The 15,471-nt window shown below is 44.4% G+C and carries 16 protein-coding genes; 7 read left to right on the top strand and 9 right to left on the bottom strand.

The genetic code is table 11. The features are described 5' to 3' along the window. The first annotated feature begins 107 nt into the window (after positions 1 to 107). Together MSG38_RS14115 and MSG38_RS14110 are read left to right on the top strand one after the other, a co-directional pair. Positions 108 to 695, top strand: a complete 588-nt coding sequence (locus tag MSG38_RS14115; RefSeq protein WP_017071598.1) for a hypothetical protein — start codon at positions 108 to 110, stop codon at positions 693 to 695. A 217-nt stretch (positions 696 to 912) separates the two neighbouring features. Beyond that, positions 913 to 1,821 carry an aldo/keto reductase family oxidoreductase gene (locus MSG38_RS14110; protein WP_248402031.1) on the top strand — a complete coding sequence of 303 codons (909 nt, stop codon included), beginning with the start codon at positions 913 to 915 and terminating at the stop codon, positions 1,819 to 1,821. Positions 1,822 to 1,920: 99 nt separating this feature from the next. Here the strand turns inward: MSG38_RS14110 and MSG38_RS14105 are convergent, their stop codons facing one another. Next, positions 1,921 to 2,595 carry a prepilin-type N-terminal cleavage/methylation domain-containing protein gene (locus tag MSG38_RS14105; protein ID WP_248402030.1) on the bottom strand — a complete coding sequence of 225 codons (675 nt, stop codon included), beginning with the start codon at positions 2,593 to 2,595 and terminating at the stop codon, positions 1,921 to 1,923. 181 nt (positions 2,596 to 2,776) lie between these two features. Here MSG38_RS14105 and dbpA point away from each other — a divergent pair, with 181 nt between their 5' ends. After that, positions 2,777 to 4,156 carry an ATP-dependent RNA helicase DbpA gene (dbpA, locus tag MSG38_RS14100; protein WP_248402029.1) on the top strand — a complete coding sequence of 460 codons (1,380 nt, stop codon included), beginning with the start codon at positions 2,777 to 2,779 and terminating at the stop codon, positions 4,154 to 4,156. A gap of 140 nt (positions 4,157 to 4,296) precedes the next feature. Here dbpA and MSG38_RS14095 read toward each other — a convergent pair whose 3' ends face one another. Continuing rightward, complete coding sequence (locus tag MSG38_RS14095; RefSeq protein WP_065677708.1) at positions 4,297 to 4,470, bottom strand: RNA helicase; 174 nt, start codon at positions 4,468 to 4,470, stop codon at positions 4,297 to 4,299. 304 nt (positions 4,471 to 4,774) lie between these two features. Here MSG38_RS14095 and MSG38_RS14090 point away from each other — a divergent pair, with 304 nt between their 5' ends. Continuing rightward, positions 4,775 to 5,611, top strand: coding sequence for a DUF6279 family lipoprotein (locus tag MSG38_RS14090; protein ID WP_248402028.1), 837 nt, complete (start codon positions 4,775 to 4,777; stop codon positions 5,609 to 5,611). 72 nt (positions 5,612 to 5,683) lie between these two features. Here MSG38_RS14090 and MSG38_RS14085 read toward each other — a convergent pair whose 3' ends face one another. The 3 genes from MSG38_RS14085 to MSG38_RS14075 form a co-directional block, all read right to left on the bottom strand. After that, a complete protein-coding gene (locus MSG38_RS14085; protein ID WP_248402027.1) occupies positions 5,684 to 6,307 on the bottom strand; it encodes a 3'-5' exonuclease in 624 nt (207 codons plus the stop codon). A 70-nt stretch (positions 6,308 to 6,377) separates the two neighbouring features. Continuing rightward, on the bottom strand, positions 6,378 to 6,779 hold the full coding sequence (locus MSG38_RS14080; RefSeq protein ID WP_248402026.1) for a DUF296 domain-containing protein: 402 nt from the start codon (positions 6,777 to 6,779) through the stop codon (positions 6,378 to 6,380). A 132-nt stretch (positions 6,780 to 6,911) separates the two neighbouring features. Beyond that, positions 6,912 to 8,108, bottom strand: a complete 1,197-nt coding sequence (locus MSG38_RS14075; protein ID WP_010431064.1) for a DEAD/DEAH box helicase — start codon at positions 8,106 to 8,108, stop codon at positions 6,912 to 6,914. 167 nt (positions 8,109 to 8,275) lie between these two features. Here MSG38_RS14075 and bluB point away from each other — a divergent pair, with 167 nt between their 5' ends. Next, positions 8,276 to 8,944, top strand: coding sequence for a 5,6-dimethylbenzimidazole synthase (gene bluB / locus MSG38_RS14070; RefSeq protein WP_248402025.1), 669 nt, complete (start codon positions 8,276 to 8,278; stop codon positions 8,942 to 8,944). A gap of 132 nt (positions 8,945 to 9,076) precedes the next feature. Here the strand turns inward: bluB and MSG38_RS14065 are convergent, their stop codons facing one another. Continuing rightward, positions 9,077 to 10,708 (bottom strand): NAD(P)/FAD-dependent oxidoreductase, encoded by a 1,632-nt coding sequence (locus MSG38_RS14065; RefSeq protein ID WP_248402024.1) that lies wholly within the window; start codon positions 10,706 to 10,708, stop codon positions 9,077 to 9,079. Between the two features lie 253 nt (positions 10,709 to 10,961). Between MSG38_RS14065 and fdxA the strand changes: the two genes are divergently transcribed. After that, positions 10,962 to 11,285: a ferredoxin FdxA gene (fdxA, locus tag MSG38_RS14060; protein ID WP_050650887.1), complete on the top strand. Its 324-nt coding sequence runs from the start codon at positions 10,962 to 10,964 to the stop codon at positions 11,283 to 11,285. A gap of 96 nt (positions 11,286 to 11,381) precedes the next feature. On the opposite strand, the gene MSG38_RS14055 is transcribed toward fdxA, so the two are convergent. From MSG38_RS14055 to MSG38_RS14045, 3 genes are all read right to left on the bottom strand, one after another. Next, complete coding sequence (locus MSG38_RS14055; protein WP_248402023.1) at positions 11,382 to 12,116, bottom strand: RNA methyltransferase; 735 nt, start codon at positions 12,114 to 12,116, stop codon at positions 11,382 to 11,384. 190 nt (positions 12,117 to 12,306) lie between these two features. After that, positions 12,307 to 13,359 carry an aldo/keto reductase gene (locus MSG38_RS14050; protein WP_282450450.1) on the bottom strand — a complete coding sequence of 351 codons (1,053 nt, stop codon included), beginning with the start codon at positions 13,357 to 13,359 and terminating at the stop codon, positions 12,307 to 12,309. Positions 13,360 to 13,731: 372 nt separating this feature from the next. Beyond that, positions 13,732 to 13,878: a hypothetical protein gene (locus MSG38_RS14045; RefSeq protein ID WP_012600995.1), complete on the bottom strand. Its 147-nt coding sequence runs from the start codon at positions 13,876 to 13,878 to the stop codon at positions 13,732 to 13,734. A gap of 348 nt (positions 13,879 to 14,226) precedes the next feature. Between MSG38_RS14045 and pepT the strand changes: the two genes are divergently transcribed. Next, positions 14,227 to 15,459, top strand: a complete 1,233-nt coding sequence (gene pepT, locus MSG38_RS14040; protein ID WP_248402022.1) for a peptidase T — start codon at positions 14,227 to 14,229, stop codon at positions 15,457 to 15,459. The last annotated feature ends 12 nt before the right edge of the window (positions 15,460 to 15,471 follow it).

Genomic DNA, 15,471 nt, shown 5'->3' with positions numbered 1-15,471 from the left:
GGCATGTATGCCCGTTTTTTTTCGCCTAAAATTTGCGACTCGAGCAGTTGTTTGTCGATTGGTCACGTATAATGGACACTTCATATAGCGCTAAATAAGCCCAGTCGATGAAAATCTTTCAAGTTCTAATCTTGCCTCTAATGCTGTCCCTCAATGCTATTTCATTTTCAGCGCAAGCAACCGAAAGCTGGTGGCTAAGAACAGTATTTAACAGCAGCCCAAGCCTGCCGAATTCTCAAAACTATATTAATGATATCGAGTTGATGGATTGTGGTGAGATCGAAGGTACTCTGTTGTGCAGTGACTTAACCCAATATTATGATCTGGATGTTTATGTTGAACTGGAGTTGGGTGACTCAAGCGTTGAAACAGTTCGCTTAAACCTGCCATATTCGGACCTAAGTTACACAAAGCTTCAGGCATACCTTCGTCAAGATGGCTTTGCTCTCAGTTCAATTCGTATTGGTGAAGATGAATTCGATGTTACTGCTCAACTCGAACAAGCTCGAAATGAAGGTGTTGGTTTCGATAAGGTGGATAAACAGCTGGTCGAATTTATCAATGCGCCTCACGGTTCAGCAGAGCAACTGAGTGTGTGGAATGTGCCTAGCTTATCTTCTTCTAGCTCTACTTCTCCTTGGATTCAGTTACAGAGTGATGGTGACAACTTAACGGTTGAACTTAATCGTTTTTAATTGCTCAAATTTATAGATAGTTTCGTTATTTATTAGGCTAAACAAGCCTTTCAGGAGAACGGCTCACGGGCAGACAGCAAGTTATAATTTATTTAAGTGTTCGTTTTTCTGCGGCTCTCACATTTTTAATAAGCGTTTACCTTTGCCATTTGTTATACGTTGAGCCTTCGGTAAAACGAGCTTAGGATACGTTCAGTATTGATAAAGGAGACAACCCATGGTTGCAAGAGTAACGATAGCGCCACAAGGCCCAGAACTTTCTGAGTTGGTGCAAGGATACTGGCGTACAGCAGAGTGGGGCATGACCCCTCAACAACGCCTGACTTTCCTGAAGCAACATATTGATCTTGGCATCACAACTGTTGATCACGCGGATATTTACGGTAACTACCAATGTGAAAAGTTGTTTGGTGAGGCGTTAGCGCTTGAACCAAGCCTTCGTGATGATATTCAAATCGTCACCAAGTGCGATATCAACCTATGTGGTGACCACACTCCTGATCGTAAGATCAATCACTATGACACCAGCGCGCAGCATATTTACCAATCAGTAAATAATTCACTAGAGCGCTTAGGTGTTAACGATATCGATGTATTGTTGATTCACCGCCCAGATGTGTTAATGGATGCTGATGAAGTAGCAGAAGCGTTCGCAGAGCTACACAAAGTAGGTAAAGTTAAGCACTTCGGTGTTTCTAACTTTTCACCGCGTCAGTTCGAACTGCTTCAATCTCGACTCGGTAAGCCGTTAGTGACCAACCAAGTTGAAATCAACCCATTGAACTTTGAAGTGGCTCATGATGGCACGCTAGATCAACTGAAGATGAACCGCATTCGCCCGATGGCGTGGTCTTGTCTCGGTGGTGGTAGCATCTTTAGTGGCGATTCAGCGCAAGCGGTTCGCGTTCGTGATGAGCTAGAGGCGATTCGTCAAGAAGTGGGTGCAGACAGCATTGATCAAGTGATTTACGCTTGGGTTCGTCGTTTACCATCGAATCCGATCGCGATTATTGGTTCAGGTAAGATTGAGCGTGTGAAGACTGCGGTTGATGCACTAAAAATCGAGCTGACGCGCGAACAGTGGTATCGCGTATGGGTTGCATCTAAAGGTCACGGTGTGCCATAGAAAGCAATTCGTTTAGAAATCAAAGCCAGCTAAGTAAGCTGGCTTTTTGCGTTTTGGGTAGGAGGCTCTTTAATTTCGAAAAGGCTATTTCAGAGCTACTTATTCGTTGTATGGCGGGGGAGTGGCTACCGAGTATTCTTGAAGCTCACTAGCCCAGCTAAATCCATTTGATAGGTTTTTTGTCCCAGACACCATGATTCCATCAACCGCGTTGTAAAGCAGGTAAGGTGCGTTACTTAAATCACCTTCGATGTTGTAGTAGTGGCAGTATGAAAAGTATTTCGATCTTTGATGTATATACACTTGATAACCAGCATCACGAGCCGCTATCAACTCACCTTCCTTAACCGTTTCCCCATTTTTCCAGCCGCCACTACCAAAGTTGATATCTTCGAAATGATCGCTGTTGACGATGTCTTGGAACAGTTCGTAACAGCCTCTCGCATTGTTAATATCTCTACGCACACCTGCATTGCTATTGCGCACTGGGTAGCAACTGCCCGAGAAGTTCGAGTAAATGCCGTCGATATTGAAATCTGAAGTATCCTGTCCTCGTAATTCGGTTACATCTCCACCTCGAGCTAGACATGCCCCTTGGTAGATTTCGGCACCTGCGCGGAAGTTATCAAACAGAGCTCTGCTAGTCGCTTCTCTTGCATCATCTGCAATAGACAAAAAGCGTGGAGCGGCGACCACAGCGATAACGGCGAGTATGACAATAACAACGATCAGTTCCAAAAGTGTGAAGCCTTTTTGTAACGGTGATCTTTTCATACTGTTCAATCCTCAGGGGTAAATTACACTTTTATAGTATCCCGTATTTTAATTGTAATTAACACTGCCAACTGATAAATATTTGTTATGGTTGTTTGTTCGTTCAAAACTGTGATTAAGGTGGAATAATTTTCAAAAACACTCATAATGCACTCTGTTTTTCACCAGTTGGATATTTCCATTGAGCACTTCAAAATTCTCTTCAATCGCCCTTAAACCAGAGCTTCTAAACACGTTAGATTCTCTTGGTTATACTGAAATGACGCCGATCCAAGCGTTAAGTCTTCCTACTATCCTAAATGGCAAGGACGTTATCGGTCAGGGTAAAACGGGTTCAGGTAAAACAGCTGCTTTCGGTTTAGGCGTGCTGCAGAACCTACGCGTTAAGCGTTTCCGTGTTCAGTCTTTAGTGTTATGTCCGACTCGTGAGCTTGCAGACCAAGTAGCAAAAGAGATTCGTACTCTTGCTCGTGGTATTCACAACATTAAAGTGCTGACACTATGTGGCGGTATGCCAATGGGCCCACAGATTGGTTCACTAGAGCATGGCGCACACATTCTTGTGGGCACACCTGGTCGTATCCTTGACCACCTAGAGAGAGAGCGTATTGACCTGTCTGAGTTGAACACACTTGTGTTAGATGAAGCCGATCGCATGCTAGAAATGGGATTCCAAGATGCTTTGGATGCAGTGATTGAAGCGGCGCCAAAAGAACGCCAAACTCTACTATTCAGTGCGACTTTCCCTAAACAGATCAAATCTGTTGCAGACCGCATCATGCGCAATCCAGAAATGGTGAAGGTTGAATCAACACACGATCACTCAAGCATCCAACAACACTTCTACAAATTAGAAGGTTCTGAAGCTCGTGATGACGCTCTAGAGTTGCTGTTACTTCATCACCAACCGGAATCTGCGGTTGTGTTCTGTAACACTAAGAAAGAAGTGCAGAACGTAAACGATGAGCTAAGCCACCGCGGTTTCAGTGTTATCGAACTTCATGGTGACATGGAACAGCGTGAACGTGACCAAGCTTTGGTTCAGTTCTCAAACAAAACCATCTCGATTCTAGTGGCGACAGACGTTGCGGCTCGCGGTCTTGATGTTGATAACCTAGATGCTGTGTTCAACTTTGAATTGTCTCGCGACCCTGAAGTTCACGTTCACCGCATTGGTCGTACTGGCCGTGCAGGAAGCAAAGGCGTAGCGATCAGCTTCTTTAGCGAAAAAGAGATGTACCGTGTTGCTCAAATCGATGAGTACATGGACATGCCAATCGAGCCATCTGAACTGCCAGCAAAACCAATTGCTAAGCCGTACTACTCAAACATGGTTACCATCCAAATTGATGGCGGTAAGAAAGCTAAGCTTCGTGCTGGCGATATTCTTGGCGCATTGACGGGCCAAGGCGGCATTGATGGTAAATCGGTAGGTAAGATCAATCTGTTCGCAATGCGTGCTTACGTAGCAGTAGAAAGATCTGTGGCTAAGAAAGCACTGAACAAAATCGAATCAGGTAAAATGAAGGGTCGTCAATTCCGCGCCCGAATCCTGAAGTAATTCGAGACTGAATCCCTTTGCTGCGATATGTCTAATTAATGACATTGCTAATTTATGGCATTGCAGTAAAGGGTGTTCCACAAAATGCCACTCAAGTTTCTTCTCTTAGGTTTATCGACCTAGTCCTCTATACCAAAGCATTATTCATCGGGTCTTATCGAATAAAGATCGTTGATATGTTTTCCTTCGCTAAGATACCAAGTCATCGCTTCCTGTCGATTGTGAACGAATATCGTGATTGTGGTTATTGATCCATCGTCAAAATAACAAAGCTCATATTCTAAATCGCTTGTATGATCAGGAATAGCGGCCATAGCTTCCCTCCCAAATATCAATCATTTGAAAATACGTTCCCCTAACTCTTGTAAAGGGTCGTATTACGTCAAATGAGTAATAAAAATCAAGTTACATCACTGCTGTTAATTATTTTTAGTTTAATCATTTGCCTAAATAGCTAGATTAGCAAGTCTGGGTCTCAATTTATCTCAAAGTTTTTACGACCACTGTTTATTAAGGCTACTTTTATAAGAGCTAGAATTAGCGTTATAAGAACTGGGCTAACCTTAAAGGGATGAGTTAATCGGTTTGTGGCTTTGTTGAATGTCGTGAGAGGGTAGAATGAGAAAGTGCCGGTGGTTAGTTTTAGTGATCTGTTTTCTATTTAATGGGTGCGGGACCAAGTTCGCCTATAACAATATAAGCTGGTTTGCGGTTAGCTATATTGAAGACTTTGTTTCTCTATCCAACAGTCAAGAATCAGAGCTCGAAGAGCGCCTCGACTTATTACAGCAATGGCACAAAGAAACTCAGCTACCTCTGTATATCTCGCAATTAGAAGCGATTCAGAACGTAGATCGGTCGGATATGAATCTCGCTTTTATTGTGGGTCAAAGTGAAGAAACTAAAGAGCATATTCGCTCAATCGTTAATAAGTTCGCTCCAGATATTTACGCCTTGAGTATGCAGCTTAGCCCTAAGCAAGACAGGGAGTTTTTAAAGAACTTTCGTGAAAAGCAGCAAGACTATTATGAAGAAAGGTTGTCGTTGAACGATGACGATTCGAGAGAGCGATACCGAAGCAGAATAGAAGAGCGTGCAGAACGGTGGTTAGGTTCAGTATCGAAAGAACAAAAACAGATTATTTTGGCTTGGTCTAAAGAGTGGGTAAATACCAATAGCAGTTGGCGACAATATCAAAACAACACCTATCAAGAGCTAACGACGCTGATGGCAAAGAAGAGCGATCTGCATATTGCTCAGCCGATTATCATGAAATTGCTTTTAAACAATGAAGCTTATTATCCTGATGAACTTGAGCAGCAGCTCAACCAAAACATGGAAACATCAGCCAAGTTTTTAGTAGATATGGCCGCGACCAGCAGTAACAAGCAGTGGGCGTATTTTATGAATGAATTAGAAAGCCTCAAAGGAACGTTGAAGTCACTGCAAGAGTAAAGCGTCCCTTTTAAAGGCTAGCGGTTATTGTCGAGCTAGCCTTTCACCAAACTTTAAGGTGAATTTCGGAACCTAACCCCTGTTACTCATCAGTAGTTTTGGAATCGAACCTTTGGCTGTCTTGGATATTTTCTGCATTAATTGGAAGCTTGGCTGTTGAATGCCGTGGTCGCTTTGTAGTTCATCAATCATCAATAACCACAGTCTAGCTGTCATTTCTGAATCGGCTAACGCTCTGTGGAATGTACCGTCGTTATCTATGCGCTTGAATCGAACTAGGTCGCCCAATTTATGGGTTGGTGCGTCTTGGATTAGCCGACGAGCAATCAACATCGAGCATGCAAACTGTCCGTTGTAATCACGTCCTATATTGTCTAATTCTGCGTCGAGAAAGCGTTTATCAAACGATGCATTATGAGCAACAAGTTGGCTGCCTTGAATAAAGTCAGCAAACTCATCCATCACTTCACTGCAACTGGCCGCGGTGCTCAGCATACGGTTAGTAATGCCGGTGTAGCTTTCAATGAAGCCGCTCACACGAAACCCTGGATTCATGAGTTGTTGGAAGGTGTCGACGACTTCGCCGTTAACGAGTTTTACCGCACCGATCTCAATCGCTCGGTCGCCCATATTGGGTGATAAGCCTGTGGTTTCGAAATCGAGAACGATAACGGAATCTGCGGAGTTTGAAGCCATCGTGTTTCCTAATTGCTGTTTGGTAGTATCGCTTTATATGGGGCGTTTGGTGTTGCTTTGGGTAAATCAGTTATTTGCTAGTGCCGATAACAAGCTCAGTGTAACCCGTCGAATCGTCATGCTCTCTGTTGAAGGTCAAAGTATCGTAGCGGTGAACGATCAGTTCAGCTGTGGTTGCGATAATCGTCCCTTCAAGTAAATGACCGCCAATTACATTACCATTTTCATCAGCAACGGATAGGTGAACATGCTGGTGGTTTGGGGTTAGCGTCGCCATAAGTGACACAATTTCGAACGGAGCTTGGAGTAGCTTGGTGTTGTTCGCATTAGCTAAACGAATATTGAGCTGAGAGACACAACCGACACAAGACGCGATAGAGCCTGCCGAGATGTTGTGTGTGGTCACTAGCCTTTGGAGCTCAAGCTTTAGGTCTTGCCCGCGGGTTAATCTCGTTGCGATAGGAGTGATCATCTTATTGCCTCACGTTATATGTATTTCAAAGAACAAAACGAAGCCACATAGGGCTTCGTTTTATTTTCATTTTGGCTAACGCGACTTTTCTTTTGATTAATGCAACTTTGCATTTTCTGTCGCTGAAATTACTTAGTCTTGTTGCTGTTCTCTTTTCTTCTTAGGAACGAAGTTCAATACTGAAATTGGTACTTCTTTGCGTGGTTCGAAACCTTCAACAACGCGACGCTCAATCAAGTGACCAAGACGTTTTTCGATAATGCACAGGTTCTTGAAGTTGTCTTTCGATAGGAAAGAGATTGCTTCACCAGATGCATCAGCACGGCCTGTACGACCAATACGGTGAACATAGTCATCCGCTGGGAATGGGATGTCGTAGTTGACTACGCGGCTTAGGTTGTCGATATCGATACCACGAGCTGCAACACCCGTTGCGACTAAATACTTCAGGCGACCTTTCTTGAAGTCAGCCAAGATTTTTTCACGAATCGCTTGGCTACGTCCACTGTGGAAAGCTTCCGCTTGAATACCACGCTTTTCAAGTTGGGCAACTAGCTTAGCCGCGCCGTGTTTGGTCTCGATAAAGATAAGCGCTTGGTCCCATTCACCGTCAGTGATCATGTGGCTTAATAGCGCAGATTTGCGGTCTTTATCGACGGTTACCAACCATTGCTCAATGTTCGCTTTAGAAGCGTCAGTTTTGGCAATTGAAATCTCTTCCGCTTCACTGATTGCGCTTTTCGCTAGCGCACGCACTGGCGTTGATAGCGTTGCTGAGAACAACAGGTTTTGAATGTTTTGTGGCAAACGCGCGATGATCTTGTTGATGTCTTCAATGAAACCCATGTCTAGCATGCGGTCAGCCTCATCAAGAACCAGAACTTCAACTTCATCAAAGTGAACGGCACGTTGTCCGTACATGTCGATCAAACGACCTGGTGTTGCCACAAGAATATCGACGCCTTCAATAAGACGATCTTTCTGGTGTTGGTAAGACACGCCACCGTACATCGCTAGTGATGTTAGGTTTAGGAATTTCGCGTACTTAGTAATGTTCTGTTCAACCTGAATCGCAAGCTCACGAGTTGGCGTCAGGATAACTGCGCGGATACGTTTTTTACGTTGTGTTTCACCTTTACTTAGCATTTCTAAGATAGGGAGAACAAAGCTCGCAGTTTTACCTGTACCTGTTTGTGCAGCAGCAATTAGGTTCTTACCAGAAAGCACAATCGGAATTGCTTTTTCTTGAATAGAGGTTGGCTTTTCATAGCCTTGTTTTGCAACGGCTTTAACAATAGGTGAGCTTAATCCAAGCTTGGAAAATGGCATAAGTTTCTCGGTATGATTTGGCTAAATAGCGATGGAAAGGTTCAACAATCTTATACAAGGATAAGATTAATGGCGGCATTCTACCATGTTGCTTGTGTACCGCTAGTAACATAGACACTTTAGTTGGATAATACTGGTTCAATAAGACGACGATAAGACAGGGATGTATGGAAATTACGCCGAATGAACGCGATGCAGTATATAAAACGATTTTTTCTCGCCGAGATGTTCGTGGTCAGTTTCTTCCTGATGAGATCCCAGAAGACGTTTTGATGCGTGTGTTAACCGCAGCGCACCATGCTCCCAGTGTCGGTTTTATGCAACCTTGGGACTTTGTCGTCGTCCGTGATATCGAAGCCAAGCAACAGATCAAAGCCGGTTTTAATCAAGCTCATGCCGAATCAGCGGAAATGTTCACCGATGAAAAGCAGGCGATGTATAAGCGATTAAAGCTTGAAGGAATTGTTGAATCGCCTATCGGAATCTGTGTGACTTGCGATCGCAACCGAACCGGAAAAGTTGTGCTTGGTAGAACAATCAAGCAAGAGATGGATCTTTACAGCACCGTGTGTGCGGTTCAAAACTTGTGGCTCGCAGCAAGAGCCGAAAACCTTGGGGTAGGTTGGGTGAGCATTCTTCACGACTCAACACTGCGAGACGCTTTAGATATCCCAGAAAACATCGATATCGTGGCGTATTTATGTATCGGCTACGTTGATCACTTCAAAGATAAACCAGAACTTGAAACCATGGGGTGGCTACCAAGAAGAGACGTCAATTCCGCGATTCACGAAGGTAAGTGGAATGCAGAGCAAATCAAGTCAAGCGAGGAGTAATTGCATCTACAGGCATTAATCTCTATGACTAGTATAAAGATCTAAAAAAGGGCTCATTGAGCCCTTTTTGACATTTGCTAGTCGTTATCTGATTTAGATATACAAACCAATTTAGATATGCAGACTGAGCGCTTAAGCGATCTCAATCTTCTCAGCTTGGTTATGCTCTACCATTGATAGTGCTAGCGCTTCTGCAGCCTTAATGCCATCGATACCAGCAGATAGGATGCCGCCTGCGTAGCCTGCACCTTCACCAGCGGGGAAGAAGCCCTTAAGGTTGATGCTTTGGAAGTCTTTGTCACGTTTGATGCATACAGGAGAAGACGTACGAGTCTCAACACCGGTTAGTAGGCCGTCTGGCGTAGAGAAACCTTTGATCTTCTTCTCGAACGCTGGGATTGCTTCACGAATCGCTTCGATAGCAAAATCAGGCAGCGCTTTTGAAATATCAGTCAGGTGGATACCTGGCGTGAATGACGGTTGTACTTCACCGATTGCACTTGGATCGCGACCTTTCAAGAAGTCACCGATTTTCTGAGCTGGTGCATCGTAGTTTTCACCACCAAGAACATAAGCGCCGCTTTCTAGTTCACGTTGTAAACGGATACCAGCCAGTGCGTCACCTGGGTAATCACGCTCTGGGTCGATACCTACAACGATTGCGCTGTTTGCGTTACGTTCTGCACGAGAATATTGGCTCATGCCGTTTGTTACTACGCGGCCTTCTTCAGACGTTGCCGCTACTACAGTACCGCCTGGGCACATACAGAAGCTGTATACAGTGCGGCCATTCTTACAGTGGTGAACCAGTTTGTAGTCCGCTGCACCTAGGATAGGGTTGCCTGCGTTCTTACCGAAACGAGCTTCATCGATCATCGATTGCTTGTGTTCGATACGGAAACCAACAGAGAAAGGCTTCGCTTCCATGTAAACGCCACGATCGTACAGCATTTCAAACGTGTCACGAGCACTGTGGCCAACAGCCAATACCACGTGACGAGATTTAATCTCTTCACCGTTAGAAAGCGTTAGGCCTGTGATTTGGCCATCTTCCATATGAACGTCGTCAACACGAGTGCTGAAACGGATTTCGCCGCCAAGTTCAATGATAGAAGCGCGCATCTTTTCGATCATGGTAACCAGTTTAAAGGTACCGATGTGCGGCTTACTTACGTATAGAATTTCTTCTGGTGCACCCGCAGCAACGAACTCTTCAATTACTTTACGGCCGTAGTGCTTTGGATCTTTTACTTGGCTGTACAGTTTACCGTCCGAGAATGTACCTGCGCCACCTTCACCAAACTGCACGTTCGATTCAGTGTTCAGTGTGCGCTTACGCCAGAAACCAAAGGTATCTTTAGTACGTTCACGAACTTCTTTACCACGCTCAACGATGATTGGGTTGAAACCCATTTGAGCAAGCACTAGGCCAGCGAATAGACCACATGGGCCAAAGCCGATAACCACGGGGCGCTCAGTTTGGTTCTCAACCGCTTTAGCAACAAACTTGTACTCCATATCAGGAGTCACTTTTACGTGCGGGTCGCTAATGAATTGTTCTAACAACTCAGCTTCGTTTTCAACGAGAACGTCAAGCGTGTAGATAAGTAAGATCTTTGATTTCTTACGAGCATCGTAGCCACGTTTAAAGATATTAAAAGAAAGTACCTGATCAGAGTTAATACCAAGTTTCGCTTCAATAGCGTCTTGAATAGCTGACTCTTCATGGTCTAGTGGGAGTTTAATTTCGGTTAAACGTATCATTTCGATGTCTCGTTTTTATAGGTGTCTTAGCTTGATCGTTTCTTAATACAGAGTTTGATGAAAACGCTGATGTTCAAAGAAGCGATAAGCTCACAATGGCGCGCATTTTACGAGAAATTGATTTATCTGTCATACTAATTTGGAAACATGGAGCAAATAGACACGATATTAGAGCCGTATGATGTTGAATTTTGCTTTGGGATGAGTATTATCCCCATTCTTCAATTTTGACTAACTTATAGAGCAGAGCATCATGGCATTTGTCGTAGGCGATAATTGTATTCAATGTAAATACACAGACTGTGTGGCAGTGTGCCCCGCAGATGCGTTCCATGAAGGCCCAAATTTCATGGTAATCAACCCAATCGAATGTATTGATTGTGGCTTGTGTGTACCTGAATGTGATGCTCAGGCGATCTTCCAAGAAGATGAGTTGCCAGAAGATCAAAAGATCTTTATCGAAGTGAACGCAGAGCTCGCTGAGATTTGGCCGGTGCAAACGGAAGTAAAAGCACCAATGGATGAAGCTGAAAAGTGGAACGGTGTAGCTGATAAGTTGGCAATGCTAGAAAAGTAATTGTTGAAAAGAACTCAAATAAAAAGGCGTACTGATTTAATCAATACGCCTTTTTTAATATCTGAACACTGTCGATTGGCTAGTTAGCTTAGAGGTCTAGCTATGCTGACGACGCATGTTGTCGAGAATAATGCCTGTCGCCATTGCCACGTTCAAAGACTCTGCGCCGCCGAATGCTGGAATCGTAATCTTATCCGTCACGTATTTAGCCGCGTGTTCACGGATGCCGTGAGACTCACTGCCCATCAACAAAATGCCGTTAGCAGTAAACTCAGTCTTATGAACACTTTCACCTTCTAAAAACGCGCCGTAAACAGGCAGGTTCGCTTGCTCTAAGTAAGCAGGTAAGTCAGTTTGGCTTACGTGAACTCGGCCAAAACTGCCCATAGTCGCGCTGATCGTTTTAGGGTTGTATGGGTCTGCGCAATCACTGCTCGCAACAATATGCTTGATGCCATACCAGTCTGCTACGCGAATAATCGTACCTAGGTTGCCAGGGTCTGAAACGCCATCAAGCGCGATCATCAGTCCTGTTGCTTCTGGTAGCTCAAACGTTGGGATCTCAACAACCGAAATCGCGGCATTGTTGCTTACCAAAGTGCTCGCTTTGGTGAGGTCATCCAGTGAGGCTTCAACACAATCAAACTCAATCAGTGAAGCATGATTTTCAGATAAGAAATCAGCGGTAGCAAAGACGTTCTTCACCACTAAGTCACTATTGAACAGCTCAAGAACGTTCTTTTCACCTTGAACTAGAAACAGGCCGTGGGCTTTACGTTGTTTCTTTTGGCCCAAAGCACGAAGGAGTTTTAATTGGTTTTTTGAAATCATGTTTTTATCCTAGATATAAGCCCGCGCATTATAGAGCAAAGGTTGGAGAACCAAAAGCGTGATAGCTCAATGCGATCCATATAAAAAGCAAAAGCAACTCACTTAAAAAAGAAAAGCGCACTAAATAGCGCGCTCTTATGGGATTTACTCACCTAAGTTAAGTTAAGTTAAGTTAAGCTGAACTGACAGCCTAATACGGAGCAGGATAGCGTTTAAATACTGTATTGATATCAGTCAGGATCTCTTCTGATAGCGGTTTACTAAAAGCGGCTACGTTCTCTTTTAATTGCTCCATGGTCGTTGCACCGATGATGGTGGACGTCACCCCATCAACTTGATTACACCAAGCCAATGCCAGTTGGCTCGGAGTGAACCCGTGAGCATTTGCCACTTCAACATAGCCTTTAACCGCTTCATTGGCAGATTCAGTATCACGGAAAATGCCTTTACGTTGCATGTAAGTCCAACGGCTGCCTTCTGGTCTTGCGCCATCGATGTACTTTCCACTCAACATGCCTGCAGCCAAAGGCGACCATGGCAGATAAGCGACATCTTCATGCACGCAGTTCTCAATCAGATATGGCCAGTCTTTTGCGTGCAGTAGGCTAAATTCATTCTGAATCGAAACCATACGTGGCAAATCGTGTTTTTCACTCAGCTTGAGGTATGTGTTAATGCCCCAAGTAGAATCATCTGAAAGCCCGACATGGCGAATTTTCCCCGCCTTAATACAGCTTGCCAGTGCTTGTAGGATTTCCAACATCTCAGCTTCATGTTGTTTTCGGTCAATATCACTGAATCGAATGTGATTCGGGAAATGCTTACCAAAGTGAGGCGTTGTGCGATTTGGCCAATGAAGTTGGTAAAGGTCGATATAGTCTGTTTGTAGGCGTTGTAATGACGCGTCAACGGCTGCGATCACAGCTTCACCGGTTATAGGACCGCCATCTCGAACCCAAGGAAGCCCTGGCCCGGCAATTTTGCTCGCGATAATCAACTCTTGGCGACGCTGTGGGTTACGCGATAACCAGTTACCAATGATCGCTTCTGTTTTGCCGTAGGTACCTGGAGAAGGTGGAACCGCGTACATCTCTGCAGTATCGATAAAGTTAATGCCTTGGCTTAATGAGTATTCGATCTGTTGGTCGGCTTGCTGTTGCGTATTTTGTAGCCCCCAAGTCATGCTGCCAAGACAGATACGGGAAACGGGAATTTGACTACTTCCTAGCTTTGAATATTCCATTGAATTCGGGGTTCCTGTGGTTAGGTTCTCTGGTGCTCGCATTATAGTTTTGAAAAGAGGGCGAGTGAGGAATGAAAACGAATATGAATTATTAGCATAAAATGACACGATAAGGTATGGCATCGGGGAGTTTAGTGAGTCATTTCTCAGCGCTGCAAGCTAGCGTGTGCAATGCGTGAAAATACATTCGCGAGAGACTATGAGACAAACGGTGAGCGAGAAGTGAAGAACAACAAGCAATGAGTGAAGGTTTAATGTTCAGTTTTTTTGGGAGTGGGGGATAGGAGAACAGATCAAAAAGAAAAAAAGCTCTACAGGATAGAGCGTAGAGCTTTTTTATAGGGGTCTTGATAGTGCTAGGTATTCATTGAGTTACGAGGTCGCGTTTGTGTCTAACCCACCCTGGGTTTGCGCCTGTCTTAGAGCTTCCTGCCTTTGAACTTCTTTCTCAGTTAATACTGGTCGAAGCGTTTCCTCAGAGGCTTGAGGAGAGAAAATGAAATATTTATTAATCGTCATAACTGTGTCTCCGTGTAACGTATGACAGATTCTGCATCAAGGATAAATTGTGATCATCATCCACTTTGTACTTTTGTTAGGCTGAGAGCGGAGGGCGTAGAATGCGTACAAAGCGATCTCTTATCATCCGTATGCAATGTTGAACTGACGAAACCCTCTGTTTTCAAGTATAGGAAGCGCATCTAATTTCGCACAATAATGATTTAGAGCAATTACATACATGGTCAGGGGCGTAAGATGAAAACCCTCGTTACTGACTCTGTGCTCGTATTTATTTAACGATGTATCACTTATCGACATAATAATTAAGTCAGTAAATCAATTACTTAATCCATGGTGAGATGAATTATGGAAAAGCTTGTAGAACGTTTTCTGAATTACGTTACTTTTGATACCAAATCCGATCCTTCTAATCAGCAATGCCCAAGTTCACCGGGTCAAATTACCTTTGCTGAAGCCTTAAAGTTAGAATTGATGGCATTAGACTTAGTTGATGTGTCTTTAGATGACAATGGATACTTGATGGCGAAACTGCCGTCGAATGTCGATTATCCAGCGCCTGCGATTGGCTTTGTGGCGCACATGGATACCGCTCCTGACGCATCAGGAGCCAACGTGAAACCACAAGTGATTAAAGATTACCGAGGTGGAACGATTGAATTAGGGGAAAGTGGCGAGAGTTTGAACCCAAGCCAATACCCAGACCTTGATTCTTTACATGGTCACGACCTTATTACGACTGACGGCACAACTCTACTTGGTGCCGACAACAAAGCGGGCATCGCTGAAATCATCAGTGCAATTGCTTACCTGAAAGCGAATCCAGACATCAAGCACGGCGACATCTGTATTGGTTTCACGCCGGATGAAGAGATTGGTCGCGGTGCGAACCTGTTTGACGTTGAAAAATTTGGCGCTGAGTGGGCGTACACCATCGATGGTGGCCCAGTAGGGGAGTTGGAATTTGAGAACTTCAATGCCACGAGCGCCGATGTTATCTGTCATGGCGTGAACGTTCACCCGGGCACCGCAAAAGGTAAAATGGTGAACTCGATGAACATTGCAGCGCAATTCCAATTGATGATGCCTGCGCAAGAAACACCTGAGTGCACAGAAGGTTATGAAGGCTTCTACCACCTGAAATCGGCGGAAGTGGGTGTGGCTCGATCTGAACTGGGTTACATCATCCGTGATTTTGAACGTGAGGGTGTAGAAGCGCGTAAGGCATTCATGCAACAGAAAGTGGATGAGCTGAATGAGCGTCTTGAGAAAGGCCGTGTTGAGCTGGTGCTAACCGATAGCTACTTCAATATGAAAGAGATGGTTGAACCGCATCAACATATTATTGAATTAGCGAAGCAAGCGATGATCGAGTGCGATGTTGAGCCAATGATCAAACCGATCCGAGGCGGTACAGACGGCGCTCGCTTATCTTTCATGGGCCTACCGTGTCCGAATATCTTCACTGGCGGCTATAACTTCCACGGTATTCATGAGTTCATTACTATTCAAGGCATGGAGCAAGCGGTAAAAGTGATTGTCGAATTGTCTCAGCGTACGGCGACTCATTACCAAAAATAGGATATCAAAGCG

It is taken from the genome of Vibrio sp. 1CM24A (assembly GCF_023161725.1).
GTDB lineage: Bacteria > Pseudomonadota > Gammaproteobacteria > Enterobacterales > Vibrionaceae > Vibrio > Vibrio coralliirubri.
Note: the sequence above shows the minus strand (reverse complement) of the source record. Positions and strands in the feature narration are given on the sequence as shown.